Consider the following 26,812-nt stretch of genomic DNA (forward strand, 5'->3'; position numbering starts at 1 on the left):
TCCAATGCAAGTTAAAACTTTTTGTTTCTTTTGTATTCGTAAAGTGTGGCAGGTGTTCGCAATTACCCTTGTAACACTTGCTGTGCTTGTTTCCGTTGTTAAGTATAGCTTGCCGTATGCAAATGATTATCGTGAAAATATTGAAGATATTATTCATCAACAATTTGGTGTTAGCTTAAGTTTAGGTGCTATTAGTGCTAGCTGGGAAAGTAATGGTCCAGCCTTGGTGCTAGAAAATCTAACCTTTGTTGATAACGAAAGCTCACCCATTGCGCTGTCAATCACCCGCACGAGTTTACAACTCAATGTACTTGAGTCATTTAAAAACTGGCAGATCCGCTCAAATTACTTTGTATTGGATGGCTTTTCTGCACAAGTCGATTTAACAGAGTTTGACCGAGTAAATGATTCTGATAGCACTGTATTTGAACAGCAATCCCTTATTGAAAGCCTATTTTTAGGTGATACTGGTCACTTTTCAATTCAGTCTAGCCAACTAAATTTGCGTACTCAAAGTGGTTTTGTACATACTTTATTATTAAATGATATTACTTGGCAAAATAGTCCAAACAGTCATAAAGGTGAAGGTGAAGTTGCAATTCCAGGGTTACAACAAGGGCGATTCTCTGCGCGCTTGGCGTTAACAGGGAACTCTTTAAGAGACTTAGCTGGACAGGTGTATTTAGAGGCGAAAAATGTTGATATCGCTGAATGGTTAACAGAGCAAGTACCAACTCAGGAAAAACATATAACAACTGAGTTAAATGGCGAACTTTGGCTAATGCTTGATGCTGGAAAAGTACAGGCACTTACGTTGAATACGCTACCTAGCAAAGTGCAATGGTCAGAGGCTGATTCAGCACACGAACTCATACTTGAGCAAGGGCAGTTGCAGCTGCAGCCAGCGAAACAGCAATGGCAGCTGCGCAGTTCAGAGCTGCTATTTAGTTTTGATGGAAAATCTTTTATTCCCGCCAAACTTGAGGGAACATTTGCAGAAAATAAGAAACGAATTTGGTTTGAAGATATTAGTGTTGGACTGGTAGCGCAGTTAGCACAGTTGATGCAAATTGACGGTATTGAAGCGCTAGCCAATGTTAATGCGACAGGCGTACTAGAGGGACGAGTAAGTTGGCAACCGCAAGCAACTCCTGAAGTTTGGTTAAGTATGAACAATTTAAGCTGGTCTTCGTTCAATGGAATTCCAGGTATAAATGATGCCAGAATTGAATTGATGTGGAGCAATGGTGACGCGACATTAAGCTTTTTTAATGAGCATTCGCAATTAGCCACACCAGATATGTTCAGAAAGCCACTTGCTTATGAGCAGATTAATGCTGAGTTACAAATTTATCAGCATGATGATGTATGGCACATTAGCAGTGATTCTTTATGGTTCAATAGCCCCAACTTAACCGCTGCCGCAGAAATGCACTTAACCTTAAATGAGACTGCGCAATTAGATTTATATGCAGAAGTGTTCGGTGGTGATGCGCAAACTGCAGGTGATTATTACCCCCAGTCTGTTATGTCTGAAAGTTTAATTGAGTATCTTAATCGTGGCATTATTGCCGGTCAGCACATGAGTAGCCAAGTATTATTGTCAGGCTCGTTAGCAGAGTTTCCTTTTGAGCAAGGAAATGGGCACTTTGAGGTGCTTTCACGTATTAACCAAGCAGATTTCTTATTTGCACCTGATTGGCCAGCAATAACCAATGCTGATGTTACACTACACTTTGCTAATGAACGGATGGATATTTTTGCTAACAGTGGCAAACTTATTAATCAGCAATTAACTAGTCCAGTGGTGGTTAGCTTACCAAACCTCAATCATGCCGATAACCTCTACGTGGCAATTGATCACATGACGGACGCACAAACCTTGTTACCATTTTTTGCAGCTACGCCGCTTAAAGAGCCACTGGTGGATATTTTTAAGATAGTTCAGGGGTCAGGAGAGGTAATTGGTAAGGTCAATTTAGATATTGATTTGCATACGCTCGATGTCAATGCTACAGGAGAAGTTGACCTCAATAATGCAGATATCTTTTTAGCGCAGCCAGGAATGACTTTGTCGGGTGTAAGAGGAACATTACGCTTTGATGATGACCGTATTGAGCTTCAGCACAGCTTTGCCAGTTGGTTGGATATGCCAGTGCAGTTTAGTGTCTCAGCTGACGGGGATAATCGTTTGTATGAGGTTCATGTTGATGCAAGCTTATCAGCGCAGGCTGATAAGCTTGTACCTTACTCATTGGGCCTGATGGATGGATTTGTTGAAGGTAATAGCCAATTTAATACCCAAGTTAAATTACAGTTTGCGGAACAAGGTTTTAATTATAATGCTCAGTTTGATACAAACTTACAGGGGGTTATTAGCCATTTTCCAAGTCCTTATCAAAAAAATAGAGAGAAGGAATGGCAGCTAAGTGGTCAAGTGAAAGGAGATGATATTTCTAATTTAATCACTGCTAATTTAGCTGACAGACTCTTTTTTAATGGTATTTTGGATAATTCGACAGGGCGATTAAGTCAGGCGCAATTAAGTGTTGGACGGCAAAATCGGGGGCTTGTTGGCAGTGGTTTTCATGTATCCATTTTACAAGATGATTTAGTATTAGATCCATGGCTAACATTTATTGAGCGCTTAATTGAGCTGCCAAGTAATAATAATGATGAAGGGGAGGGAGTGTTACCTAAGCTTGAGATGATAACGGGTCACTTTGGCTCTGCTCAAATTGCCGATATACCGTTTACTGATCTTGAAATGCGGCTTTTTCCAAGTGCCGATGGCATGACTATGCGTCTAAATGCTAAGGAACTTCGTGCCACTGTTTTGTTACCAGAAAATGACTCTAGTCGCCCAATTCAAATAGATAGTGACTATTTACGTATTAATACACATAAGCAGCAAAGTGAAGCTGAAGCAAAGCCAAATACCTCACTTGATTGGCTAACACGTACTCCTGCGATAGAATTTAACTGTAGTGACTGTAAAGTGAATAGTTACCAACTTGATAGAGTAAATATATCACTATTTGGCGATGGTAAGCAGCTTACATTAACAGAGCTAGTGATAGATAAAGATGATCATGTGCTGCGAGGACAAGGTCGTTGGTTTGAGGGGCACAGTTATTTTGATGGTATATTAAATAGTAAAGATATTGGAGAGCTGTTTGATGAATTTGATTTAACTTCCACCATAAAAGACTCGCGTTCTAATATTGCTTATCAGCTAAATTGGCAAGGCGCTCCATACGATTTTGATGTTGCAAGTCTAGCTGGAGAGATAAACTGGGAGCTAGGGGAAGGACATTTAACTGAAGTGAGCGACCAAGGTGCACGTGTATTTTCATTACTTAGTTTGGACTCTTTAATTAGAAAGTTAAAACTAGACTTCAGAGACGTATTTTCAAAAGGCTTTTTTTACAATCAAATGAAAGGCAGTGTTCAGCTCGATAAAGGCATTGCTTATACAAAAGACACTAAGCTTGATGGTGTGCCTGCAGATTTAAGCATACAAGGTTATGCAAACCTCAATACACAAGAGATCAATTATGACTTAGCCGTTGCGCCACAGGTTACTTCAAGTATTCCTGTGATTGTGGCTTGGATGGTTAACCCCGTATCTGGGCTAGCAGCACTTGCGTTAGATAAAGTCATTCATTCAGCCAGAGTGATTTCTGAAATTAAGTTTAAAGTGACAGGCACTATGAGTGAGCCAATTGTCAAAGAAGTTGATCGTAAAAGTCGAGAAGTAGAGATCCCTCAGGCTGCACAAAATCAGCCTCCTGTATCTGATGAGCCACTTTCCTCTCCCCCTGAAGATAACAATACGAGTGAGACTGCATCAGCTTCTTGAACAGGCTAAATTATAGGTAATATGGAGTTACTACATGTCTATTCCTCATGTGATAGCGGTACAAATGTGCTCAACAATGGATCCAGAACACAACTTTTTGCAGCTGAAACAGTGGTTACAACAATGTGATATTGACCAGCCCACATTAGTCTGTTTGCCTGAAACATGGCTTGCGTTTAACAAAACTGGCGAGCAATCTTTAGCACTGTCAAAAAATCACGAATATTGGTTAGATAAGCTGGCTCAGCTTTGTCAAGATTTTAAAATCTGGCTTGCGGCGGGCACTATGGCTGTGATAGGTGAACAGAAAAAGTATTATGCAGCGAGCTTTTTGTTGGATGATACTGGAGATGTTGTTGCACGTTATAACAAAATTCATTTATTTGATGCTGATGTAGCCGATGGCAGCTCAGGTTACCGAGAGTCAAAGTTTACAGTTGCGGGCAGTGAAGTGGTGGTGATTGATAGTCCATTTGGCAAAATAGGCTTAAGCGTGTGCTATGATTTACGCTTTTGCGGGCTATACCAAGCAATGCGTAATTTAGGCGCAGAACTTTTGTTGGTACCTAGTGCATTCACAACGGTCACAGGTAAAGCACATTGGATGCCTTTACTCCAAGCAAGAGCCATAGAAAACCAGTGTTATGTAATTGCAGCGGCACAATCAGGTACACATGAAAATGGCCGCAAAACACATGGACATAGCCTAATATTATCTCCATGGGGTGAAGTAATAGCGGATGCTCAGCAGCGGTTGGGTGTTATTAGCGCCAAAATAGATTTAGCACAGCTGTATAAGTTCCGTACGGATATGCCAGTGCAGGTCCACAACAGATTTAAGAGTGAGTTTTATGAATAATGTCGAGCAGCGTTTATTAACTGACAGTCAGCTCAATAGAGAGCAGCTGGAGCAAACATTACAGTATATACATCAACATAACGTCGATTACGCTGATTTATACTTTCAATCTAGCCATCACGAAACTTGGGTATTGGAAGATGGCTTGGTTAAAGAGGGAAGCTATAACATTGAACGAGGTGTTGGTGTAAGAGCTGTGGCAGGTGAAAAAACGGGTTTTTCATATTCGGATGCGATTAACTTAGAAGCGTTAAACAAAGCGGCTATGGCTGCAAGAAGCATTGCTCAATCAGGTGAAGATAAAAAAGTGCAGGTATTTAGTGAGCAAACTATCACAAGTCAATTTGCTCCTGTACAACCTATTCAAAGTATGACTGATGCAGATAAAGTCAGTTTACTACGAGAAGTAGAAAATGCTATTCGCGAGCTTGCTCCTGATGTTCAACAAGTCGTTAGTTCAATGTCAGCTGTATATGAGGAAGTATTAATTGCAGCCAGCGATGGTACTTTTGCCACAGATATTCGCCCGTTGATCCGTTTGAACTGTTCGGTATTATTGGAAAAAAATGGCCGTCGGGAACGAGGTAGTGCTGGTGGCGGTGCGCGTTTAGACTATGGTTATTTTAAAGAGTTAGTCAATGGTAAGCCACGTTGGCTTGAGTATGCGCAAGAAGCAGTGCGCCAAGCGAAAGTTAATTTGCAAGCTATTGATGCTCCTGCAGGCACTATGCCTGTTGTACTGGGTGCTGGTTGGCCGGGCGTGTTGTTACATGAAGCGGTAGGGCATGGTCTGGAGGGAGATTTTAACCGTAAAGGAGCCTCTGCATTTAGTGGTAAAGTCGGCGAGATGGTGGCTTCTAGTTTATGTACTGTAATTGATGATGGCACGATGGCTAATCGCCGAGGTTCGTTAAATGTTGACGATGAAGGGACGCCAGCTGGTTACAATGTATTGATAGAAAACGGTATTTTAAAAGGTTATATGCAAGATAAGTTGAATGCCCGTTTAATGGGGGTTGCGCCTACAGGCAATGGTCGTCGAGAATCTTACGCACATCTGCCAATGCCACGAATGACGAATACTTATATGTTACCAGGCCCAGATAGTAAAGAGGATATTATTAGCAGTGTAGAAAAAGGAATTTATGCGCCTAGTTTTGCAGGTGGCCAAGTTGACATTACCTCGGGTAAATTTGTATTTTCTGCCTCAGAAGCTTATCTTATTGAAAATGGTAAAATTACACAACCTATCAAAGGTGCCACGCTTATCGGTAATGGCCCTGACGTGATGACTAAGATCTCGATGGTAGGTAATGATCTAGAACTTGACCGTGGTGTTGGTGTTTGTGGTAAAGATGGACAAAGTGTACCAGTAGGAGTTGGCCAACCAAGTTTAAAAATTGACGAACTGACCGTAGGTGGTACGGCATAAAGCTTGATTTTGATGAAGTTAGAAAGACCAGCTATTAGCTGGTTTTCTAACTTCAAGATCACTTAAGGCATTATTACGTCTTTTAAATACTGGAATAGCTCTTTATATCCTTTTGCGGGTTTCTCCGCTTTAGCCTCTTTACTGGCTTGTCTAACCAGTTGTCGCATTTTTTGACGTTCAAGTGTTGGGTATTGCGTTAACAATTCATTGATTTTGCTATCACCTTGCTCAATCAACTCATTTCTGACAATTTCAATCTTATTTATGAGCACGTCAGCTTGATTGTTTTTGTTAAGCATTAGACCAATTGCTTCTTCTATTTCTGCAATATTTTCTGTTAGACGGAGCGTTTTAGTGATGTAGTTAATATGGCGTCGATACGCTTCACTCTTTTGACGAATTTTATCTGCAACTACCATGGCCTCTTTTAATTCATCGTTTAATGGTAATTTTTCACGTTGCTTTTTAGCCATACCAGCGAGGTCTTGCGCTAGTTGTTGGTATTGTTGCGCATCGCGTTTAAGTTCGCTTTTTGATACGTAGATGATTTCTTCTTCAATGTCTGGTTTATTTTGCTTCGCCATGGTCTATACAAGATTTGCTGATTTGTACTCAGTATACCAATTTTATGGCATAAATGCTTTGTCAGAATAGGGTGATAATTTAGATGTGTGTTAGCATTAACTTAGAGAGATAAGTTATAAGAGATAAGAGCGATGGCACAACCTCAGCAGCACGCGATTTATAAACAAATAGATGATATAAAACAAGCTGTTTCAGAAGCATTAAGTCATGCTAAGAAACTTGGTGCAACTGCTGCTGAAGCAGCAATGTCGAGTACTTCAGGGTTATCAGTGAGCACTCGAATGGGTGAAGTTGATACTATTGAGTTTAATCAAGATGGTGGATTGGGGATAAGCGTTTATGTAGGCAACCATAAGGGTAATGCGTCAACTGCTGATTTAAGCCCAGCGGCTATTAAAACAGTGGTAGAGAAAGCCATAGATATTGCCAAGTTTACATCAGATGACCCTTGCAATGGGGTTGCAGATAAAAACTTGTTAGAAATGTCACCACCTGATTTGGACTTATTTCACCCTTGGGAAGTAACACCTGAGCAAGGGATTGAGTTTTGTTTAGAAGCGGAAAAAGCAGCATTAAATGCGGATAAACGAATTGTTAACTCAGATGGTGCAAGCTTTGCGAGTCACCAAGGGTTGCGTGTGTATGGCAATAGCCATGGACTAATAGCAGGTTTTCCTCGAACGCGTCATACATTGAGCACGGTGGTAATAGGTAAAGACGGTGAACAAATGCAGCGTGATTCAGCCTATACGATATCTCGTGAGCAACAAGGCTTAAAATCTGCAACTGAAGTTGGCTTAGAGGCTGCCGAGTCTACGTTGGCGCGTTTAAATAGTCAGAAGATATCCACCATGAAAACGCCAGTAATCTTTCGCGCTGATATTGCTAATAGCTTATTTGGCCATTTAGTTTCAGCTATTGGTGGTGGTGCGCTGTACCGTAAGTCTAGTTTCTTGCTCGACATGTTAGGGGAGCGAGTATTTAGTCCATGTGTGAATATATTGGAGCGCCCTCATTTGCCAAAAGGGCTTGCTTCAAGTCCATTCGATAGTGAGGGAGTTAAAACCATTGATAGAGATATTATCCATGGTGGAGAACTGCAAACTTACCTATTAGCGACCTATGCAGCTCGTCGTCTTGGCATGACAGCAACAGGGCATGCAGGGGGTATTCACAACTGGTTAGTACAGCAAACTCATGAAGGTTTATCTGCATTGCTTAATGAAATGGGCACAGGCTTGTTAGTCACTGAGTTGATGGGTCAAGGTGTGAGTACTGTAACGGGTGATTATTCACGAGGTGCTGGTGGCTTCTGGGTCGAAAATGGGCAAATACAATACCCAGTAAGTGAAATTACAATCGCAGGTAACCTAAAAGATATGTTTAAAAGTATTCAAGCGATTGGTGGTGATATCGAATATCGCGGTAGTGTTCAAACTGGCTCTGTATTGGTGGAGTCAATGCAGGTGGCTGGTGCTTAGCCTCAAATAACACTATTAATACCAATTTTATTAAAACATTGCTCTTCTAGTGAGCTAAATGATTTAATAACTGAGTTAAAAGTTACTCATGTGGAATAACGACATACCGAAGTTTTCCTAGTTACTAAGCCATTTATCTTTTGCAATATTTGGCCATTTATTTAATCTAGTAGTTGGTATAAATTACATAAAAGGGCCGATATAGGCCCTTTTTATGAGGTAGGTTAACCTCATATAAGCATAGTTGAATTTGCTCACTAAAGTTTTATTGCTCTCTCAACGTTGCTTATGAACGAAATATCAGCATTGTGTCGCAAATAATCCCAGCTGAAAGAATATTTTCTATTCTCAAACCCTATCCTAAATTAGGAACCAAGTTGCGGTGCCTAAGAACGCAAAAATACCGACAATATCAGTAACAGTAGTTAATACCACACTGCCTGCCAGCGCAGGGTCAATTTTCATGCGCTTTAATACAATAGGGATACTTGCGCCTGCAATACCTGCTGCAAGTAAATTCATAAACATAGCAAATGCGATGACAGCACCGAGTACAAAATCCCATTGCCACAATGCCACAACACCAGCTATGAGAATAGACCACAATACACCGTTGAGTGCGCCAATCGCTAATTCTTTACCAAGAATAAAACGTTGGTTGGTTTGGTTGATGTGACCCAAAGCAATACCACGGATAACTAAGGTGAGTGTCTGGCTACCTGCTACCCCTCCCATACTTGGGACAATGCCGTTTAAAACGGCTAAAAATGGTAAGATATCAAGTGTGTTTTCAAAAAAGCTCGCAACAAATGCAGCGAGTAACGCAGTGAGTAAGTTAATACCTAGCCAGATGGAGCGGCGCTTAGAGCTTTTAAATACTGGCGCAAAGGTGTCTTCTTCATCATCAAGACCGGCCATACTCATCAAGCTATGCTCAGCATCTTCACGAATAACATCAACAATATCATCGATGGTGATACGCCCTAAAAGATGAGCGTTGTCATCAACAACTGCTGCCGAAATCCAGTTATAACGTTCAAATAGCTGTGCTACTTCAGTTTCATCCATGGTGATTGGAATTGACTCTTTGTCTGTGTCCATTAGCTCATGTACTAACTTATCTGGTGGGTTAGTCAGTAGGCTATTAAGCGACAGGGCACCGATAAAGCAATTATCTTTATCAACGACATAGAGGTCATCAGTACCATCGGGTAGCGTGCCACGCAGACGCAAGTAACGTAACACTACATCTAATGTCACATCGGGTCGTATGGTAACAGTATCCGTATTCATGAGTGCGCCAGCTGAGCGCTCTTGATAGGATAGTGCTTGCGTTGCACGCTCTCTATCTTGAGCATCCATGGCACCGACTACGTCTTGATAGACTGTATCAGGTAGACTACGAAGTACTTCACCGAGATCATCGTCATCCATGTCCTCGGTTGCCGCGGCGATAAGCTCAGGTTCCATTTGAACAATAATGCTCAAACGCACATCTTCTGATAGCTCTTCGAGTACATCCCCTTGAATATCAGGGTCTACAAGCTGCCATAATTGACGGCGCACTTTGTGTGGAGACGATTCGAGTAGTAAAGCCGTATCACACGGTGCTGTTTCCGCTAAAGTACGCCTGACTTGAACAAATTGTCCACTATTTAATGCCTGCGTTACTTGTTGCAGTTGTTGTAGTGTGTAGTCTTGTTCAAGAGCTTCAGGCATAGGCTTCCTTCAATTATTTTTATGTTTTTAATGTCTGCCTAAAAGAAAAGCTGAAGAGCCAGCTAGGGTATGATTTAGAAATTTAGGCGCAGTGCATGACTAAGAGTTTAACGTAAATACGCGTACCTTACCAAGCTCTGAGAAAATTTTAATTACTGAACTTGATTAGCTAACTTATTCTTGTTCATAAAACTTTTGTGCGATCAGCTCACCAATTGCGTGTAACGCACCTTTGGCATCTGGACCATCACATACCACTTTAACTTCTTTGCCTTGACTGCTTTCTAACAAAAGCAATGCGAGCACACTATTGCCATCTGCTGATTTGTCATCTTGATATAGGGTTATCTGAGCATCAAACTTTATAGCAAGTTGAGCGAGTACAGATGCGGCTCTTGCATGTAAACCACATTTATTTTGAATTAAAAAGGTGTCTTCACAACGCATAAGGTTAATTATCTTGCTCTCTGTGGCGAATTTTAATATTAGGATGAGTTCGCGCAAAGCTTTCACCAATCGTTTGTGCCAAATAAACCGAACGGTGTTGTCCACCTGTGCATCCGATCGCAATGGTTAAATAGCTGCGATTATTTCGCTCTAAGTGGGGTAACCAAGTTTGCACAAAAGTTTGAATTTGCCATGTGAATTTTTGCACGATGCTATGACTAGCCAGATAGTCTTTAACTGGTTGGTCTAAGCCTGTTAAGGGTTTTAGCTCAGGTTCCCAATGTGGGTTGGGTAAAAAGCGCGCGTCAAAGACATAATCAGCTTCTTTGGGTATGCCATGTTTAAACCCAAAAGATTGGAAAGTAACGATTAGTTGCTTATCTTTTTTTCCTAAAATACGCTCACGAATGGTTTCAGCCAACTGGTGTACGCTTAAATCAGTTGTGTCTATGAGCACATCGGCACGTGTAGTTAGCACATCTAGCAGTCGTTTTTCTTCTTGTATTGCTAAATCTAGGGGTAAGTCATTCACTGATAATGGATGCAAACGACGCGTTTCAGAAAAGCGTCGTATGAGCGTATTATCATCGCTGTCTAGATAGAACAGCATTGGGTTAGCAAAACCTGGCAAATATTCTAAAATATCATTAAAGTCTTGTTGCTCTTTTGGCAGATTTCTTACATCAATGCTTACAGCGATTTTATCGTAGTTATCAGAGACACTACGTACTAAGGACGGTAATAAATTGACTGGGATATTATCAACGCAATAATACCCTAAATCTTCTAATACACGAAGTGCAACTGACTTGCCTGAACCAGAGCGACCGCTGATGATGATTAATTCCATTATGCTTCTCTTAATAACCTAGTCTGCTGAGGCAATAATGGCATAAAGTTCCTCGTCATTGCTAGCGTTCCTTAGCTGTTTACAAAATTCTTTATTGTTTAGCTGCTGAGCTATCGATGACAAAGTTTTTAAATGTTGTTCGTTATCGCCATCAGGCACAATTAAAGCAAGAAATATATCAACAGGCCGATTATCAATGGCATCAAATTCAACCCCTTGTTGATTGACTAATAGTAAAGCTGTCACGACTTCAAGACCTATTATCCGACCATGGGGCAGGGCAATCCCTTTACCTATACCTGTACTGCCGAGTTTCTCCCGGGCCATTAATGCGCTAAGGATATCGTGCTGATTTAAATTGGGTAGCTGTTCGTGCGCTAACTCGCTAATGTATTCGAGTATACGTTTTTTGCTATTAAAAAGGACCGCAGCTTTGCTACAGTCCTTATTGATTATCGAGCTTAATTTCATAATTAATGTCGAATTAGCTTCTCTTTGTGCTTAATTACCTGACGATCTAGCTTATTAATTAGGCCGTCGATCGCAGCATACATGTCCTGATGTTCTGTCGAGGCAAAAAGCTCTCCGCCATTAACGTGCAATGTCGCCTCTGCTTTTTGTACTAGCTTTTCAACATCTAAGATCACATGTACATTGTTTATATGATCAAAATGCCTTTCTAACTTTGCAAACTTGTTGTTGACATAGTCTCTTAATGCATCGGTTATTTCTACATGACGACCAGTTAAATTTAGTTGCATAAGCATTTTCCTTCTTAGGTAATACGCCTAAATCAAGCTTTTACGCTGATTTGACGGTGGAATGGCTAACGACTCCCGATATTTTGCTATGGTGCGTCGGGCCACCTTAATTCCTTGCTCCGCTAATATATCTGCTATTTTACTGTCGCTTAATGGCTTAGCAGTATTTTCTGCAGCAATTAGCTTTTTGATTAGTGCTCTGATTGCTGTGGACGAGCACTCACCTCCATTTTCAGTACTAACATGACTTGAGAAGAAATACTTCAACTCAAAAATGCCTCTAGGTGTGTGCATATATTTTTGTGTGGTCACTCGTGAAATGGTGGACTCGTGCATTTCAACCATTTCTGCAACATCATTTAACACCATGGGTCTCATTGCCTCAGGGCCATGTTCAAAGAATGCCTGTTGTTGTTGGACAATGCAATTAGTAACTTTCATTAATGTTTCATTTCTGCTTTCTAAGCTTTTAATAAACCACTTTGCTTCTTGTAAATGAGAGCGAATGAATTGACTATCTGTGCTGGATTTCACTGAGCGAGACATTGCAGCATATTGATTGTTAACACGAATTTTAGGCATGCACTCCGGATTTAGCTCAACTACCCAGCGGCCTTTTATCTTCTTAACTGATACATCAGGAATGACATATTCAGACTCTTCACGAATAATGCTTGCCGCAGGTTTTGGGTTAAGAGTGTGAATTAATGTTACGATCTCCTTGAGCTCAGTCTCTTTGAGCTTGGTTTTTTTCATCAAGGTCCGATAGTCGCGACTTGCAAGTAGCTCAATGTGCTCATTGAGGATCATTTTAGTTTCGCTCAACCAAGGAGTTGTATGCGGGTCAAATTGATTGAGCTGAATACACAAGCACTCTTGTAGTGAGCGAGCGCCAATGCCAATAGGATCAAAAAGTTGAATTCGTTTTAATACGGCTTCTACTTCATCTAATTCAATATGTTCGCCACTGTTGCCATCATTCAAGCTCTCTAAGAGATCTTCGGTACTTAAGGTGAATGTACCGTTTTCGTCTATGGCTTCTACAATAGCGACTGCGATGCCGCGATCTGTTGGGCTAAAAGGCGTTAATTCGAGCTGCCACATTAAATATTCATGAAGCGTTTCCGTCGTCTCACCTTGATAAATAGTCTCGTCTTCAGGCATGGGTCCACTACTGGCAGCAGGAGCTGCACTCATGTACTCATCCCATGTCACATCCATAGCGAGGTCGTCGCTCACGGTCTCTTTACTTAGTGCGGCATCCGAATCTATTTCGTAGTCACTTACAGGCTCGATATCTTGACTGTCTAAATGCGTGTCCTCTTGGTTTTCATCTTTACCATTTTTATCTTGGGCACTGTTTTGCGCATCAGATTCTGGCTCTGACTCATCTACTTCAAGAAGCGGGTTGCTATCAAGAGCTTCTTGGATCTCTTGCTGTAGATCCAACGTGCTTAGTTGCAGCAAGCGAATAGCCTGCTGTAACTGTGGTGTCATGGTAAGTTGCTGCCCCATGCGCAGCTGTAACGATTGCCTCATCTACCTTTAACAATCCTTCTGGTTTTCTATTATTATTGTGACTAAACGTACATTAACTATAGCTTGAATTGTTCACCTAGGTAGACATCTCTGACAGTTTGATCTGCTAAAACATGTTCAGGAGTACCAGAGGCGATTAATTCACCATGTGAGACAATATAAGCTTTTTCACATACATCAAGAGTTTCACGAACATTGTGATCGGTGATTAACACACCAATACCTCTATTTTTTAAATGTTCGATAATTTTCTTTATATCTAACACTGAAATGGGATCAACACCAGCAAAAGGCTCATCTAAAAGGATAAATTTAGGATTTGCGGCTAAAGCGCGAGCAATTTCTACTCTTCTGCGTTCTCCGCCTGACAGTGCCATACCTAAGCTATCGCGAATGTGTTGAATGTTAAACTCATCCAGTAGTTCATTTAAAATTTGCTCACGGGCTATCTTATTCAGTGAGTTGCGAGTTTCCAAAATCGCCATTAAATTTTGATATACCGTGAGCTTTCTAAAAATTGATGACTCTTGAGGTAAATAGCCAATGCCTAAACGTGCTCGGTTATGCATTGGCAATAGTGTAATGTCATGATCGTTGATGCACACGGTGCCATTATCGCTTGGCACGAGACCTACAATCATGTAAAAGCTGGTGGTTTTTCCTGCTCCATTGGGACCAAGAAGGCCAACAATACTACCTGCTTCAACACTAAGGCTGACGTTTTTAACAACTTGTCGGTCTTTGTAACTTTTTGCCAGAGCAGTTGCTGTTAATACACTCATATTTAATTACCTTGACCCGCTTTTTTAGGTGTTTTTTCTGGTACGAGTATGGTGTGTACGCGCGCGTTATCTTGCTCACCTCTTTCGGCACTTATCAGTTGTTTATCCATATCGTAGGTAATAGACTGAGCTTGAATAATTTGCCCAGCTTGATTAATCGAGGCATCCCCTTTAATCACTAAAGTACGATTAGCAACATCATAGCGAATTTCTTGTGCGCTGGCAGTTAACTTGGTACCGTCAGCTTGTTGTTCTGAAAACTGAGCTGGAGAGCCTGTAGCAACTAACAGTTGTTTGTTGTCCCCAAGCTCTTCGCGCCGGTGAACTTCAAGTCTATCAGCATTAATTTTACGTTTGCCGTGAATGATCTCTACGTTTTTTTCAAATATACCAATATTGGTCTTGAGCTGAGCCTGTTGCTTGCCTGCTTTGATAGAAACTTCATTTGCAAAGTCGTTTTGTTTTGCGATGCTTGGTTGGCAAAATAACAATCCAACAAGCATAGCGGTAATACATAGTTTATTGGTCATAATAAATAGTTCGAGTATGGTTTATAAGTTCAATGATATCCGTGTTTAAATCAGCATAAAGCCCTTTGCCGTTAATTTTTAAACTAGGGCCTGTAATCTCTACAGGCCTTTCAGATTGCATCAGTCGTTCGTCTATTTCAACGCGTATATTGTCTGCTTTAATTAAAGTGATCATTGCGCCTGTAGTTAAGTTTTTGGCTTCAACATCACCTTCTAGCATCAATGTATTGTTTTCATATAAAGTTGCTTCTTGTGAAGAAATTAACCAATTTTGAGGGCCGTTATACAGTGTAAATACAGGCATAGTAAAATGGCTAAAGCCTAATTCTTGATAAAGCTCCATTTTATCCGCAGTAACTGTGTAGCTGCGAACACCTGTCTCATTATAAGACGTTTGTTCTAGCGCAGTTGCAATATAATCAGGTTTGGCAATAACATCACTTTGAGTGTCTGTTTTTGGTGTTGTTTGCGTCAAATAGGGGTACCACAGCCATACCATCACTGCGATAAAAACTAAAAATAGCACAACACGGTTACCACTCATCTTATATTTCTCAGTATTGAGTGAATATTATTGGCACAGTTTGTTACGTTAATAATTTTATCACTTACCAAAATAGGGGGAGTTGAATGAATTACCCATGAATGGATTTGCTGTTCATTTTTGATGTATTCCACAGCAGTCATTTACAGTACTCCGGCTCTTAATAAGTCTTGAGTATTAAGTGCACCAATAGGGTGTATATTACTATCTATGACAATTAAGCCATTGATTCGTTTCGTTTCCATAATATTTAACGCTTCGGCGGCTAACATGTCTTTGTTTGCTGTAGTGCAGTTTACAGTCATAGCTTTGTGGATTGGTGTTGTATGTAAGTCTACACGTTGTTCAATAATACGTCGTAAGTCACCATCAGTAAAAATACCGATAAGTTGCCCGTTTTCATCAACAATTGTTGTCATGCCTAAGCCTTTCGCTGACATTTCAAATAATGCGTCTTTGATTGTACTTTGATGAGAAACAATAGGAACTTGCTCGCCCTGATGCATAATGTCACTTAGCGTGAGTAGTAAACGTTTGCCCAGAGCACCACCAGGATGTGATAATGCAAAATCATCTGCAGTAAAACCTTTCGCTTCCAATAATGCAACCGCCAATGCATCACCCATCACCAGTGTTGCAGTTGTGCTTGCTGTTGGTGCAAGCCCTAAGGGGCAGGCTTCTTGCGAAACGGCAATACACAGATGCACATCAGATAATTGTGCCATAGAAGAGTTTTTATTGCCTGTCATGGCAATCGTTTTTGCTCCGATACGCTTGATTACGGGTATGATGTTTAATACTTCGCTGGTTTCACCCGAATTTGAAATAAGTAGTACGACGTCATGTTTTGTGATCATGCCTAAATCACCGTGACTCGCTTCCCCTGGGTGTACAAAAAAAGCGGGTGTTCCCGTGCTTGCAAGTGTGGCGGCGATTTTTTTGCCTATATGGCCTGATTTGCCCATTCCTACCACTATCGTTCTGCCTTGACAGTCAAAAATAGTTTGGCAAGCGAGTACAAAGTGTTGATCTATATACTGACCAATTTCTGTGATTGCTTGTTGTTCTATTTTAATAACTCGTTGTGCGGTATCAGTAAACTGCTTTGATAACATGAGTCAAACCTCTAGATAATGTAATACATATAGCCAACAAATGCCGCTAATAAAGCTCCGCCTTCAATACGATTTATACGTCGATTCCCTGTAAAGCTTAGACTCATTAATATCAGTGCTAAGGTTGCTCCAAGCATAATAAAGATATCTCGCTGTGCGATATTACTGTCGATATTAGCAGGATTCATAATGCCAGCGATAGAAAGCACAGCTAAGATATTGAATATATTAGAGCCAATAATGTTACCAAGTGCAAGGTCGTCTTCCTTTTTTAGTACGCTTGCTATACAGGCTGCAAGCTCAGGTAAACTGGTGCCAATAGCAATAATTGTTAGGCCGATAAGTAAATCACTCATACCAAAGAATTTAGCTATATCTACGGCCGCGTCAATTAAGTAACTTGAGCTGACAGGCAATAACACCATACCCACTGATAACCAAAGTAACGCTTTACCTGTTGGTACATTATTTGGCACTTCCTCACAGGCTTCGCTGACGAAAGGATCTGCATCTGGACCACTTCTTTTGGATATGATGATGAGTGTAAACAAAAATAATATAAAACCAATGAGTAAAGCCAAACCTTCTAACAAGCTAAAATGGCTGTCACTGACGATAAACCAAGCGCCAAGTGAGACTATAATGAGAAGTGGCATTTCGCGTTTTAATATACCTGAACTTACTGACAGAGGTTTTAGTAGTGCTGTGATGCCAAGTACCAGTAAAATATTAGCGATATTTGAACCAATGGCATTACCAACTGCCGTATCTGTTTTATCAGCTAGCGCAGCCTGTGCTGCGACCATCATCTCTGGTGCGGATGAGCCCATAGCGACAATGGTTAAACCAACAATGAGCGTAGGTACGCCAAAGTTACGAGCCAGCGCTGCAGCACCAAAAACGAAGCGATCAGCGCTCCATACTAGTGCAGCAAATCCTATGATCAAGATGACAAAAGATAAAAGCATAAAAAGCGAAGCCAATTGATAAAATTACAATGGCATAAATAGTAACAAATGCGTCTACAAAAGTATAAGTAAAAGAGGGCACTTAGTTATTCTGTTCTACAGTATTTAGTCTCTATTGTGACATCATATATTACAAAATTTTACGAAAACTTTTTTCCTTCATAAGCTAAAAAAACGTATTATGTCAGAATTAGTAAATGTAGATGTGGAGAGCGACTTGTCGCAAGCAATTGTAGAGATCAAGGATGTGACTTTTTCACGGGGCGAAAGGACCATCTATAAAAATATGAGTTTTTGTGTTCCAAAAGGAAAGATCACAGCCATTATGGGCCCAAGTGGTATCGGTAAAACTACGATGCTGCGTCTGATTGGTGGTCAACTCAAACCTGATAGTGGGGATATTTTGTTTGAAGGACAAAGTATTCCTAGTATGTCTCGTAAAGCACTTTATGATATTCGCACTAAAATGAGTATGTTGTTTCAAAGTGGCGCACTTTTTACCGATATGTCGGTATTTGATAATATCGCATTCCCATTACGTGAGCACACTCAACTTAGTGAAGAGTTGATTCGTCTTGTGGTATTAATGAAACTGCAAGCTGTTGGGCTTCGTGGTGCTAAAGATCTAATGCCTTCAGAGCTTTCTGGCGGTATGGCTAGACGAGCGGCATTAGCACGTTCTATTGCACTTGACCCTGAATTGATAATGTATGATGAACCGTTTGCAGGACAAGACCCGATTTCTATGGGGGTTTTAGTCAAACTTATTAAGTCACTTAATGAAGTTTTAGGGATCTCTTCATTAATAGTGACTCATGATGTAAATGAAGTTTTAAGCATTGCAGACCATGTAGTGATCATTGCTGAACAAGGTGTCATAGGCAGTGGTACTCCTGAGCAAATGCAACAGCATGACTCGGCGCTGGTGCAACAGTTTCTAAAAGGCTTATCTGATGGCCCTGTGCCATTTCATTATGAAGCGCAAAATTACCAAGAAGAACTGCTATCAGGGAGTCAACAGTGATAGATTTTTTTCAATCAATTGGTCATAACGTTCTCAGTCGTTTTGCCTCATTAGGCAGGGCAACACGTATGCTCTTAGGTGCGCTCATAAGTGTGCCAGATTTTCGTAAAGGACCTGGTCTTCTTATTCGGCAGCTTTATATGGTTGGGCATCAATCGTTGCTGATTATCATGGTATCAGGCTTGTTTATTGGTATGGTCTTGGCTCTACAAGGCTACACTGTATTAGTTGGATATGGCGCAGAAGATAGTTTGGGGCCGCTTGTTGCGCTGAGTTTACTCAGAGAGTTGGGGCCAGTCGTGACAGCTTTGCTTTTTGCTGGGCGTGCAGGCAGTGCATTAACGGCTGAGATAGGTTTAATGAAAGCAACTGAACAGCTTTCTAGTTTAGAGATGATGGCGATAGACCCGCTTCGACGTATTATTTCACCGCGTTTTTGGGCTGGTTTTATTAGCATGCCATTGCTGGCGTTGATATTTTCAGCGGTAGCGATAATTGGCGCACACCTTGTTGGTGTGGATTGGCTTGGAGTAGATTCAGGTAGTTTCTGGTCTATTATGCAATCGCAGGTTTCTTTTGAGAAAGACATACTAAACGGTATTATCAAAAGCTTTGTATTTGCATTGGTAGTGACATGGATAGCGCTATACAAAGGCTACGATTGCGTGCCCACTTCAGAGGGGATCAGTAAAGCAACGACCGAGACAGTGGTCCATTCTTCATTAGCAGTTTTAGGTTTCGACTTCTTATTAACTGCTGTGATGTTTTCAGGTTAAAGGGTTTTAAAACAAATGAATACACGGAAAATTGAAATATTAGTTGGCTTATTTGTGGCACTTGGTGTTGCTGCGTTTGCGGTGCTTGCTTTAAAAGTTGCCAATTCAGGAATCTCTGGCAGTGGCGAGACATATACACTCAATGCTAAATTTGAAAATATTGGCTCGTTAAAAACGCGCGCGCCCATTAAAGTGGGTGGAGTGGTAGTGGGTCGTGTAGATGGGATCAGCATTCATCCGCAAGAGTTTGTACCCGTTGTGGCAATGAGTATAGATGCGAATTACGAATGCCAGTTTTCCGATACAACATCGGTATCTATTCTTACTTCTGGGGTATTAGGTGAGCAATATCTTGGCATTTCTCCTGTCATTGCCTCTAAGTCTGCAAAACAAACATGTTTAGGTAATGAAGTGACTGACACCAGCTCAGATCTTGACGACTTATTTGGTGTTCAAAGTAAAGCACTAAAAGATGGAGATTTAGTGACTGATACTAAATCGGCATTAGTATTAGAAGAGTTGATTGGACAATTTTTATTTAATCAAGGTAGTGAGTAAATATGTTGGTAAGATTTTTAATCGTCGCTACCACACTGCTTTTAAGTTGTGTGGTGCATGCAGATGAGCCTGTTGATTTAACAGACCCTTATAAAATGGTACAGCAGGTAGCAGATAATACATTTAAGCGTATTACTAGAGATCAAGCGTTGATAGAAGTAGATAAAGAACACTTGAGAGTAATCGTACAGCAAGAATTGTTGCCTTATATCGATTATAAATATGCTTCTTATAGAGTCTTGGGAAGTTATATTCAAAGAGTAAGAAACATACAAGATAAAGAGGAAAAAGCACAAGCTGTTGAACACATAAAGCAGTTTATAGATGTATTCAAGAACTACTTAGTTGCTACATATGCTGGTGTTTTTACGCAATATACAAATCAAAAAGTTGAGTTCTCACCTGCTAGAGATTTTGAGGATGATCAAATTGCGATAGTTAAGACTAAGATAGTGGAGCCCGGTAAGCCTGATATTAGAATTGATTTTAAAGTGCGCCGTGATTCAAATAACGAATGGCGAGCTTATGATATGATGGCCGAAGGTATCAGTTTATTAGATGCTAAACAAACGGAGTTGCATGGTATTTTGCGCCAGCAAGGGATTGAACATGTTATAGGGTTGCTTGATAAAAAAAGCCGTTTACCTGTCCAGTTTAGGGGGGATGATGGCAGCAACTAAAGTTCAATTTACCAAGTTAGATGACGACCTTGTTCAAGTTAGTGGAGAGTTAACCAGAAATAGCTTGGTGAATGAACGGCTTCTTAATCATCAGATAGAAAATGTTCAGTCAGTACGTTATTTTGACCTTTCTGAGGTATCTAGGGTTGACACAGCGGGCTTAGCTTGGTTAATTCATTCTTTAGGTAAATTACAGCAGCAAGGCAAACGCCTTGAGCTTAAAAATGTGCCAGAGCAGCTTCATAATTTAATGGCGCTGGGTCAGGTATCAAACTTATTTGAGTGAGTCTAATGGAAACAAACCAAGTCGAAACTTTATTACGAGAAGCCCTGTCTTTAGAAGAAGCCATAGTGAAAGCTAACGGTAGTCACTATGAAGTGATAGCAGTCGGGGAGTGTTTTGACGGTTTAAGCCGGGTGAAAAAACAGCAGCTTGTATATGGGCCTTTAATGAATACCATCTCTGATGGCACTATTCATGCTGTCAGTATCAAGGCATTTACGCCAACTGAGTGGCAAAGAGAACGCAAATTTATTCTACCGCAATAACGGAGTCACAATGGATCAATTTGTTATCCAAGGTGGCACCACTTTAGCGGGTGAGGTCACGATATCTGGTGCGAAAAATGCAGCACTACCGATTTTATTCGCCGCTTTGCTTGCCGATGGTGAAAGCCACTTTTCCAATGTGCCGCAGCTTAGGGATATAGGTACAACTGAAGCATTATTGAAAACGTTAGGTGCGGGGGTTAAGTGGTGCTCTGATGTGCTGCATGTTGATGGTAGTTCGGTAGATAAAGTGCTAGCGCCTTACGAGTTAGTCAAACAAATGCGAGCGTCTGTATTAGCGCTTGGCCCGCTGCTTGCGCGTTTTGGTGAAGCACAAGTATCTTTACCAGGCGGGTGTGCAATTGGTGCCCGCCCTGTTGATATTCATATTAGTGGCCTAGAGCGTATGGGAGCAACAATAAGCGTTGATAATGGTTATATCAACGCCAAAGTTGAGGGGCGCTTAAAAGGCGCAGAAATTTACATGGAAATGGTGAGTGTTGGTGCCACAGAAAATTTACTGATGGCAGCGACATTGGCAGATGGCACTACGATACTTGAAAATGCTGCGCGTGAACCTGAAATTGTAAATCTCGCTGACTGTTTAACCGCTATGGGTGCCAATATAAAAGGTGCTGGGACGAGTCGCATTGAAGTTCAAGGTGTTGAAAAGCTATCAGGATGTGAGCATAAAATTCTGCCTGATAGAATTGAAACGGGAACTTTTCTTGTTGCCGCTGCAATGGCGAAAGGGGAAGTGCTCTGTAACAATACTGATCATGTGAGCTTAGAGCCTGTTTTGGAAAAATTACGCGCTGCTAATGCTTATGTTGAGGTAAGTGGAAGCAGTATATACCTTGATATGCGTGGCAGAAACTTGCAAGCTGTAAATATTAAAACGATGCCACATCCAGGCTTCCCTACTGACATGCAAGCACAATTTACCGCCTTAAACGTTGTTGCTCAAGGGAACGCAACTATTACTGAAACGATCTTTGAAAACCGTTTCATGCATGTACCTGAGTTACAGCGTATGGGTGCCAACATTCGCCTAGAAGGTAATACGGCAATTTGCGGTGAGACTGATAAACTCAGTGGTGCTCAAGTTATGGCAACGGACTTGAGAGCATCAGCAAGCTTAATATTGACGGGCATTGTAGCTGGTGGCGAAACTATTGTGGACCGTATCTACCACGTAGATAGAGGTTATCAACGTATCGAGAATAAATTGAGTAAGTTGGGCGCAAAGATAAAGCGTCGACATAATTAATCGTTTATCACTGCTAAATTGAAAGCGAGTATTGGTATATACCATTACTCGCTTTTTTATATACAGATTAAAGACACTAGTTAGCGCGCGTTTCCAGTTCTGCAACTACTAACGTAAAGGTGCGCAGTTCATCGCCTCTGTAAACTTCAAATTCAAGGCGAGTGCCAGGGCGTGTATTACCAATGAACTTGAGAGTTCGTTGTGGATTGGTTACTGGTTCACCTGCTACTTTGACGATGATATCATGCTCTTGCATACCAGCTTGCCAAGCAGGACCCAGTGGGTCTAAGTCACTCACTCTTAAACCAACAATTCGGGTATATAAGTCGGTCACTTCTTTACCTGTGCTATCTACTGCAGCACCACGAAAGCCTAAATAGCCGCGCACCACTCGACCATCGAGAATAAGTTTTTGCATCACTTCTTTGGCTAGCTTATAAGGAACTGCAAAAGAAATCCCCTGAATATCAATGTTATAGCGTGTACGAAATTGTGCTGACGTTATACCGACTAAAACGCCATTAGAGTTCACTAAGGCGCCACCTGAGTTACCAACATTGACCGCGGCATCCATTTGCAACAGGTTATTGTATGGGCTGTCGGTCAGAGTTTGCTTTCCTGTAGCACTGACAACGCCTTGGGTAATAGTTTGACCTAAGTTTAGTGGATTCCCAATAGCGAGCACTATATCGCCTACTCGGGGGCTAAAGTTGTCATCAATGGGAATGACTGGCAAGTGTTGCGCATTAATCTTGAGCAATGCTAAGTCTGTAATGGTATCAAAGCCTATGACTTGGACATCATTAAAACGGCGTCCATCTGTGAGAATGACCATGATCTGATCGGCATCATTAACAACGTGATAGTTAGTTAAAATATAGCCATCATGAGACATCAATACACCCGAACCCAATTCTTGGGTTGTATTGGTACGCATATAGCGTGGAATAGATGAAATACTCTCGGAAAAGATAGTAACCACAGCCGGTGCGGCTTGCTCTACGGCATCGGCGAAGCTCATATGACTGCTGGTATAATGACTTGTTACGTCAAATTTAGGCAATATCGTACTTTTTAAGTTTGGCGAAAACCAAATAATGAGAAAAGCGATACACAATCCCGCAAATAGCGGTGGGAGTAAAAAACGGATCAGTTTTAGCACGAGCGCAGTCTTAATAGTTTTTAAAGGTTTATCATGCACAAAGAAAAACACAGCGGCAAGTGCCACTGTGTTTTTAATACAAACTTATATTATTGAATAAGTAAAAATACAGAGTCTCGGCCACGTTTTATGCCTAAGACAATGTTGCCTTGAATGTCATCTATGAGGTTACTCATATCACGTATACTGTCGATACGCTGACGGTTAACTTGCATGATAACATCACCTTCTTCAAGGCCAACTCTTGCTGCAGGGGAGCGAGGTTCAACGGATGTGACTACCACACCTTTATTGCCATTTCGTTCGCCACTCTCAAGGACTGCACCGCGTAGCATAGGATGAACTTTGTCTGCAGGGGCCTGTGCTTCACCTTGGCCTTTGAGAGTAACTTCAATGGAGCGATTGCGGCCTTCTCTATAAACACCTAGCTCGACAGTTCGGCCTTCACCAATGGTCGCTATTTTACTGGCTAGTTCGGCAAAGCTGTGAATAGCATCGCCATTAACACTAGTAATAACATCATTAGCTAATATTCCAGCTTCGGCGGCGGCAGACTCTGTAATGACGCGTGCAACATAAGCACCTTGTTTGACATCAAAACCTTGTGCTTTAGCAATACCAGCATCAAGTGTACGCCCTTCAATACCTAAAGAGCCTCGACGAACTTGACCAAACTCGACGATTTGGTCAACTAGGTTTTTCATCATGTTAGATGGAATAGCAAAGCCAATACCAACATTACCACCAGAAGCACCTAAGATTGCTGTATTAATACCAATTAATTCACCTCGTAAGTTGACCAGTGCACCACCGGAGTTACCTTGGTTAATTGCAGCATCCGTTTGAATAAAATCTTCATAACCCTCTATATTTAAGCCGCTTCGACCCAGGGCACTTATGATCCCAGAGGTGACCGTATGGCTTAAACCAAATGGGTTGCCGATTGCAACAGCAAAGTCACCAACACGTAATTTGTCAGAATTTGCCAGATTGATTTGCGTTAAGTCATCGCCATCAATTTCTAATAACGCGATATCTGATTCTTTATCTGTGCCGACTAGCTCGGCTTCAAACTCGCGGCCATCTTCAAGCGTAACAATAATTTTTTCTGCATCAGCGATCACGTGGTTATTGGTAACCACATAGCCTTCACCTGCATCAATGATTACCCCAGAGCCTAACCCACTGAAGGGGCGTTTTTGACTACGAGGCTGCGGTTTGCCAAAAAAGTAATCAAATGGGTCAACACGGCGGCGAACTTCTTTTGCGCCTGAAACTTGAATGCTTACAACGCCTGGTGTGACACGCTCAAGCATAGGTGCGAGTGTTGGCATAGTTTGTCCATCTACTGCCATGGGTAATTTGGCCAAGGCAGCATTGGGGCTAACAAGAAGGGAAGTTGATAAAAGTGCTGCTGTTAATAACGATAATTTCAATTTCATAGTCAGAAAATACTCCGCAATAAGCATTAATGCATTGAAAAGGCAAACGCTTTAAAGGTGCTTGTTTGCCATTTCGCTATTGTAAAAAACTATACTTATTGACTATGGGGTCAAAAAAAAGTTCATCAAGAGGCTTTTGACTGCTCAACTTCTAACCGCTCTCCTGAAAATAATCCACTTTCGCCATCTACATAATCGCTTGGCTGGGCCACACCTGTATTTGCTCTGTCATTGCGACGACGTTCAGGACGACTTTTCAATGAGGCGTGCAATTGTTCGGTTGTTTCTTTAGAAAAAAATGGGTCGCTTGGATGATTTGGTTTTTCCGTTAAAAGCACTTGATTAGTCTCTTCAACATGTTGGATTAGCTGACTATAGCTATCTTGCATTTTGCCCATTAGCTTTTTGGTATTTGCTAGGTGATCAGCTACTTCTTGGCGATATTGTTCAAGTTCATGTTTAGCTTGCTGAGTTTGTTGTTCAAGATCGTCGTGTTTAAATTGCTTTTTAGTCCATACAGAGCCGAGAAAAAATGCGGCAATAGCAATAACTATGATAAGTCCCATCCAGGCAAATGAGGTCATATATCTCTCCTAATAAAATCGCGAAGCACGTAAGTTGTAAAAACTGGGTGAGTTTGCGATGAATGATAAAATCTAATGATAAGCTAAATATACGCTTAGAATCGATGCGTGTTAATATAATATGCAAATAAAAACGCAGAACTGTGTAAATAACTATGACACCTTGGGAAAAATATCAGCAAGATTTGCAGCGTGATGACTTTCAATACGATAGTGCGCAAGAAAATGCCGTAAAGCACTTACAGCGGTTATACGATGATTTAACGTCAGCGCCAAAACAGCCTACAGGGTTATTTGCTAAGTTATTTAGTAAATCAAAACCGCATGCTGTGAAAGGGTTGTATTTTTGGGGGGGGGTTGGGCGAGGGAAAACGTATTTAGTCGATACGTTTTATGAAGCATTGCCGAGTACACGCAAAATGCGTGTACACTTTCACCGTTTTATGCATCGAGTTCATGATGAACTTAAGCTACTTAATGATGTAAAAAACCCTTTAGAAGCGGTTGCTGACAAGTTTAAGCAAGAAACTGACATTATTTGCTTTGATGAGTTTTTTGTACAAGACATAACCGACGCGATGTTACTTGGTGGCTTGATGCAAGCCTTGTTTGCAAGAGATATTGTGCTAGTTGCAACTTCTAATATTGTGCCAGATGAGCTTTATCGCAATGGTTTACAGCGCGCACGTTTTTTACCGGCGATTGAATTAGTGAATGCCAACACTGACGTTGTGAATGTAGATTCAGGTATTGACTATCGCTTGCGCACGTTAGAGCAAGCGGAAATTTTTCATAGCCCTTTAGATGCCCAAGCAGATAAAAATCTATTTGAATACTTTGATAAGCTGTCCCCAGAGCCTGGTCAATTGGATGAAAAAATAGAGATTGAAGGGCGTTTAATTCAAACTCGAAAAGTGTCTGATTGTATCGTTATGTTTGACTTTGCTCAGCTATGCGAAACAGCTCGCTCGCAAGTAGACTATATGGAAATTAGCCGCCTTTATAATACGGTGATCTTATCCAACGTAAAGCAGTTGGGCCAGCATAATGATGATGCGGCAAGGCGCTTTATCGCATTGGTAGATGAGTTTTACGAACGCAATGTAACATTAATTATCTCTGCGGCAGCTCCTATCACTGAACTTTACACACAGGGTACATTGAACTTTGAATTTAAACGTTGCATTAGTCGACTGCAAGAAATGCAATCATTAGAGTACTTAGCTCGCGAACATCTTGCATAACGAGAAAATAGTTTAAATGACTGCAGAACAGAAAACAGGGTAAAGTTTT

General features: G+C 41.1%; 27 protein-coding genes. 12 read left to right on the forward strand and 15 right to left on the reverse strand.

The features are described from left to right. Positions 1-4: 4 nt before the first annotated feature. The 3 genes from SANK73390_RS07920 to tldD are packed head-to-tail and all read left to right on the forward strand — an operon-like array spanning position 5 to position 6,153. Positions 5-3,862: a YhdP family protein gene (locus SANK73390_RS07920; protein WP_462765232.1), complete on the forward strand. Its 3,858-nt coding sequence runs from the start codon at positions 5-7 to the stop codon at positions 3,860-3,862. Between the two features lie 34 nt (positions 3,863-3,896). After that, complete coding sequence (locus SANK73390_RS07925) at positions 3,897-4,721, forward strand: carbon-nitrogen hydrolase family protein (protein WP_261594579.1); 825 nt, start codon at positions 3,897-3,899, stop codon at positions 4,719-4,721. Continuing rightward, complete coding sequence (gene tldD / locus SANK73390_RS07930; protein WP_462765235.1) at positions 4,714-6,153, forward strand: metalloprotease TldD; 1,440 nt, start codon at positions 4,714-4,716, stop codon at positions 6,151-6,153. Before SANK73390_RS07925 ends, tldD begins: the two co-directional genes overlap by 8 nt. Positions 6,154-6,215: 62 nt before the next feature. Here the strand turns inward: tldD and yjgA are convergent, their stop codons facing one another. Beyond that, on the reverse strand, positions 6,216-6,737 hold the full coding sequence (gene yjgA, locus SANK73390_RS07935; RefSeq protein WP_261594577.1) for a ribosome biogenesis factor YjgA: 522 nt from the start codon (positions 6,735-6,737) through the stop codon (positions 6,216-6,218). Positions 6,738-6,869: 132 nt separating this feature from the next. Between yjgA and pmbA the strand changes: the two genes are divergently transcribed. Continuing rightward, positions 6,870-8,219: a metalloprotease PmbA gene (pmbA, locus tag SANK73390_RS07940; RefSeq protein ID WP_462765237.1), complete on the forward strand. Its 1,350-nt coding sequence runs from the start codon at positions 6,870-6,872 to the stop codon at positions 8,217-8,219. Positions 8,220-8,579: 360 nt separating this feature from the next. On the opposite strand, the gene mgtE is transcribed toward pmbA, so the two are convergent. From mgtE to SANK73390_RS07995, 11 genes are all read right to left on the reverse strand, one after another. Then, a complete protein-coding gene (mgtE, locus tag SANK73390_RS07945; RefSeq protein ID WP_261594575.1) occupies positions 8,580-9,938 on the reverse strand; it encodes a magnesium transporter in 1,359 nt (452 codons plus the stop codon). Positions 9,939-10,112: 174 nt separating this feature from the next. After that, complete coding sequence (locus tag SANK73390_RS07950; protein WP_261594574.1) at positions 10,113-10,385, reverse strand: HPr family phosphocarrier protein; 273 nt, start codon at positions 10,383-10,385, stop codon at positions 10,113-10,115. A 4-nt stretch (positions 10,386-10,389) separates the two neighbouring features. Then, positions 10,390-11,235 carry an RNase adapter RapZ gene (rapZ, locus tag SANK73390_RS07955; protein WP_261594573.1) on the reverse strand — a complete coding sequence of 282 codons (846 nt, stop codon included), beginning with the start codon at positions 11,233-11,235 and terminating at the stop codon, positions 10,390-10,392. Between the two features lie 18 nt (positions 11,236-11,253). Next, a complete protein-coding gene (gene ptsN / locus SANK73390_RS07960; RefSeq protein WP_261594572.1) occupies positions 11,254-11,706 on the reverse strand; it encodes a PTS IIA-like nitrogen regulatory protein PtsN in 453 nt (150 codons plus the stop codon). Positions 11,707-11,708: 2 nt separating this feature from the next. After that, a complete protein-coding gene (gene hpf, locus SANK73390_RS07965) occupies positions 11,709-11,996 on the reverse strand; it encodes a ribosome hibernation promoting factor (protein WP_261594571.1) in 288 nt (95 codons plus the stop codon). Between the two features lie 27 nt (positions 11,997-12,023). After that, complete coding sequence (locus SANK73390_RS07970; RefSeq protein WP_462765241.1) at positions 12,024-13,535, reverse strand: RNA polymerase factor sigma-54; 1,512 nt, start codon at positions 13,533-13,535, stop codon at positions 12,024-12,026. A gap of 56 nt (positions 13,536-13,591) precedes the next feature. Beyond that, positions 13,592-14,317: an LPS export ABC transporter ATP-binding protein gene (gene lptB / locus SANK73390_RS07975; RefSeq protein WP_261594569.1), complete on the reverse strand. Its 726-nt coding sequence runs from the start codon at positions 14,315-14,317 to the stop codon at positions 13,592-13,594. A gap of 2 nt (positions 14,318-14,319) precedes the next feature. Then, positions 14,320-14,847: a lipopolysaccharide transport periplasmic protein LptA gene (lptA, locus tag SANK73390_RS07980; RefSeq protein ID WP_462765243.1), complete on the reverse strand. Its 528-nt coding sequence runs from the start codon at positions 14,845-14,847 to the stop codon at positions 14,320-14,322. Continuing rightward, positions 14,837-15,391, reverse strand: coding sequence for an LPS export ABC transporter periplasmic protein LptC (gene lptC, locus SANK73390_RS07985; protein WP_462765245.1), 555 nt, complete (start codon positions 15,389-15,391; stop codon positions 14,837-14,839). The genes lptA and lptC overlap by 11 nt, the downstream gene beginning before the upstream one ends. A 143-nt stretch (positions 15,392-15,534) precedes the next feature. Beyond that, on the reverse strand, positions 15,535-16,506 hold the full coding sequence (locus tag SANK73390_RS07990; protein WP_462765247.1) for a KpsF/GutQ family sugar-phosphate isomerase: 972 nt from the start codon (positions 16,504-16,506) through the stop codon (positions 15,535-15,537). 11 nt (positions 16,507-16,517) lie between these two features. Beyond that, the gene (locus SANK73390_RS07995) at positions 16,518-17,474 is read right to left on the reverse strand and encodes a calcium/sodium antiporter (protein WP_462765249.1); all 957 of its coding nucleotides are present in this window, start codon (positions 17,472-17,474) and stop codon (positions 16,518-16,520) included. A gap of 181 nt (positions 17,475-17,655) precedes the next feature. On the opposite strand from SANK73390_RS07995, the gene SANK73390_RS08000 reads away from it, so the two are divergent. The 7 genes from SANK73390_RS08000 to murA are packed head-to-tail and all read left to right on the forward strand — an operon-like array spanning position 17,656 to position 22,331. Beyond that, positions 17,656-18,498, forward strand: a complete 843-nt coding sequence (locus SANK73390_RS08000; protein WP_462765251.1) for an ATP-binding cassette domain-containing protein — start codon at positions 17,656-17,658, stop codon at positions 18,496-18,498. Continuing rightward, the gene (gene mlaE / locus SANK73390_RS08005; RefSeq protein WP_462765428.1) at positions 18,498-19,274 is read left to right on the forward strand and encodes a lipid asymmetry maintenance ABC transporter permease subunit MlaE; all 777 of its coding nucleotides are present in this window, start codon (positions 18,498-18,500) and stop codon (positions 19,272-19,274) included. The genes SANK73390_RS08000 and mlaE overlap by 1 nt, the downstream gene beginning before the upstream one ends. 15 nt (positions 19,275-19,289) lie before the next feature. Then, a complete protein-coding gene (gene mlaD, locus SANK73390_RS08010; RefSeq protein WP_462765253.1) occupies positions 19,290-19,832 on the forward strand; it encodes an outer membrane lipid asymmetry maintenance protein MlaD in 543 nt (180 codons plus the stop codon). Positions 19,833-19,834: 2 nt separating this feature from the next. Then, positions 19,835-20,512: an MlaC/ttg2D family ABC transporter substrate-binding protein gene (locus tag SANK73390_RS08015; RefSeq protein WP_261594561.1), complete on the forward strand. Its 678-nt coding sequence runs from the start codon at positions 19,835-19,837 to the stop codon at positions 20,510-20,512. Continuing rightward, complete coding sequence (locus tag SANK73390_RS08020; RefSeq protein WP_261594560.1) at positions 20,499-20,798, forward strand: STAS domain-containing protein; 300 nt, start codon at positions 20,499-20,501, stop codon at positions 20,796-20,798. Before SANK73390_RS08015 ends, SANK73390_RS08020 begins: the two co-directional genes overlap by 14 nt. 5 nt (positions 20,799-20,803) lie before the next feature. Continuing rightward, positions 20,804-21,061 carry a BolA family iron metabolism protein IbaG gene (ibaG, locus tag SANK73390_RS08025; RefSeq protein ID WP_261594559.1) on the forward strand — a complete coding sequence of 86 codons (258 nt, stop codon included), beginning with the start codon at positions 20,804-20,806 and terminating at the stop codon, positions 21,059-21,061. Between the two features lie 10 nt (positions 21,062-21,071). Then, the gene (gene murA / locus SANK73390_RS08030; RefSeq protein WP_462765256.1) at positions 21,072-22,331 is read left to right on the forward strand and encodes a UDP-N-acetylglucosamine 1-carboxyvinyltransferase; all 1,260 of its coding nucleotides are present in this window, start codon (positions 21,072-21,074) and stop codon (positions 22,329-22,331) included. 76 nt (positions 22,332-22,407) lie between these two features. Here the strand turns inward: murA and SANK73390_RS08035 are convergent, their stop codons facing one another. The 3 genes from SANK73390_RS08035 to SANK73390_RS08045 all read right to left on the reverse strand — a co-directional run bounded on the left by SANK73390_RS08035 (position 22,408) and on the right by SANK73390_RS08045 (position 25,519). After that, positions 22,408-23,493 (reverse strand): trypsin-like peptidase domain-containing protein, encoded by a 1,086-nt coding sequence (locus SANK73390_RS08035; RefSeq protein ID WP_462765258.1) that lies wholly within the window; start codon positions 23,491-23,493, stop codon positions 22,408-22,410. Positions 23,494-23,582: 89 nt separating this feature from the next. Then, on the reverse strand, positions 23,583-24,935 hold the full coding sequence (locus SANK73390_RS08040; RefSeq protein ID WP_462765260.1) for a DegQ family serine endoprotease: 1,353 nt from the start codon (positions 24,933-24,935) through the stop codon (positions 23,583-23,585). 125 nt (positions 24,936-25,060) lie between these two features. Further along, positions 25,061-25,519, reverse strand: a complete 459-nt coding sequence (locus tag SANK73390_RS08045; RefSeq protein ID WP_261594555.1) for a Z-ring associated ZapG family protein — start codon at positions 25,517-25,519, stop codon at positions 25,061-25,063. Between the two features lie 155 nt (positions 25,520-25,674). Between SANK73390_RS08045 and zapE the strand changes: the two genes are divergently transcribed. Beyond that, positions 25,675-26,763, forward strand: coding sequence for a cell division protein ZapE (gene zapE, locus SANK73390_RS08050; RefSeq protein ID WP_462765262.1), 1,089 nt, complete (start codon positions 25,675-25,677; stop codon positions 26,761-26,763). Positions 26,764-26,812 lie beyond the last annotated feature (49 nt).

It is taken from the genome of Pseudoalteromonas sp. SANK 73390 (assembly GCF_054966645.1).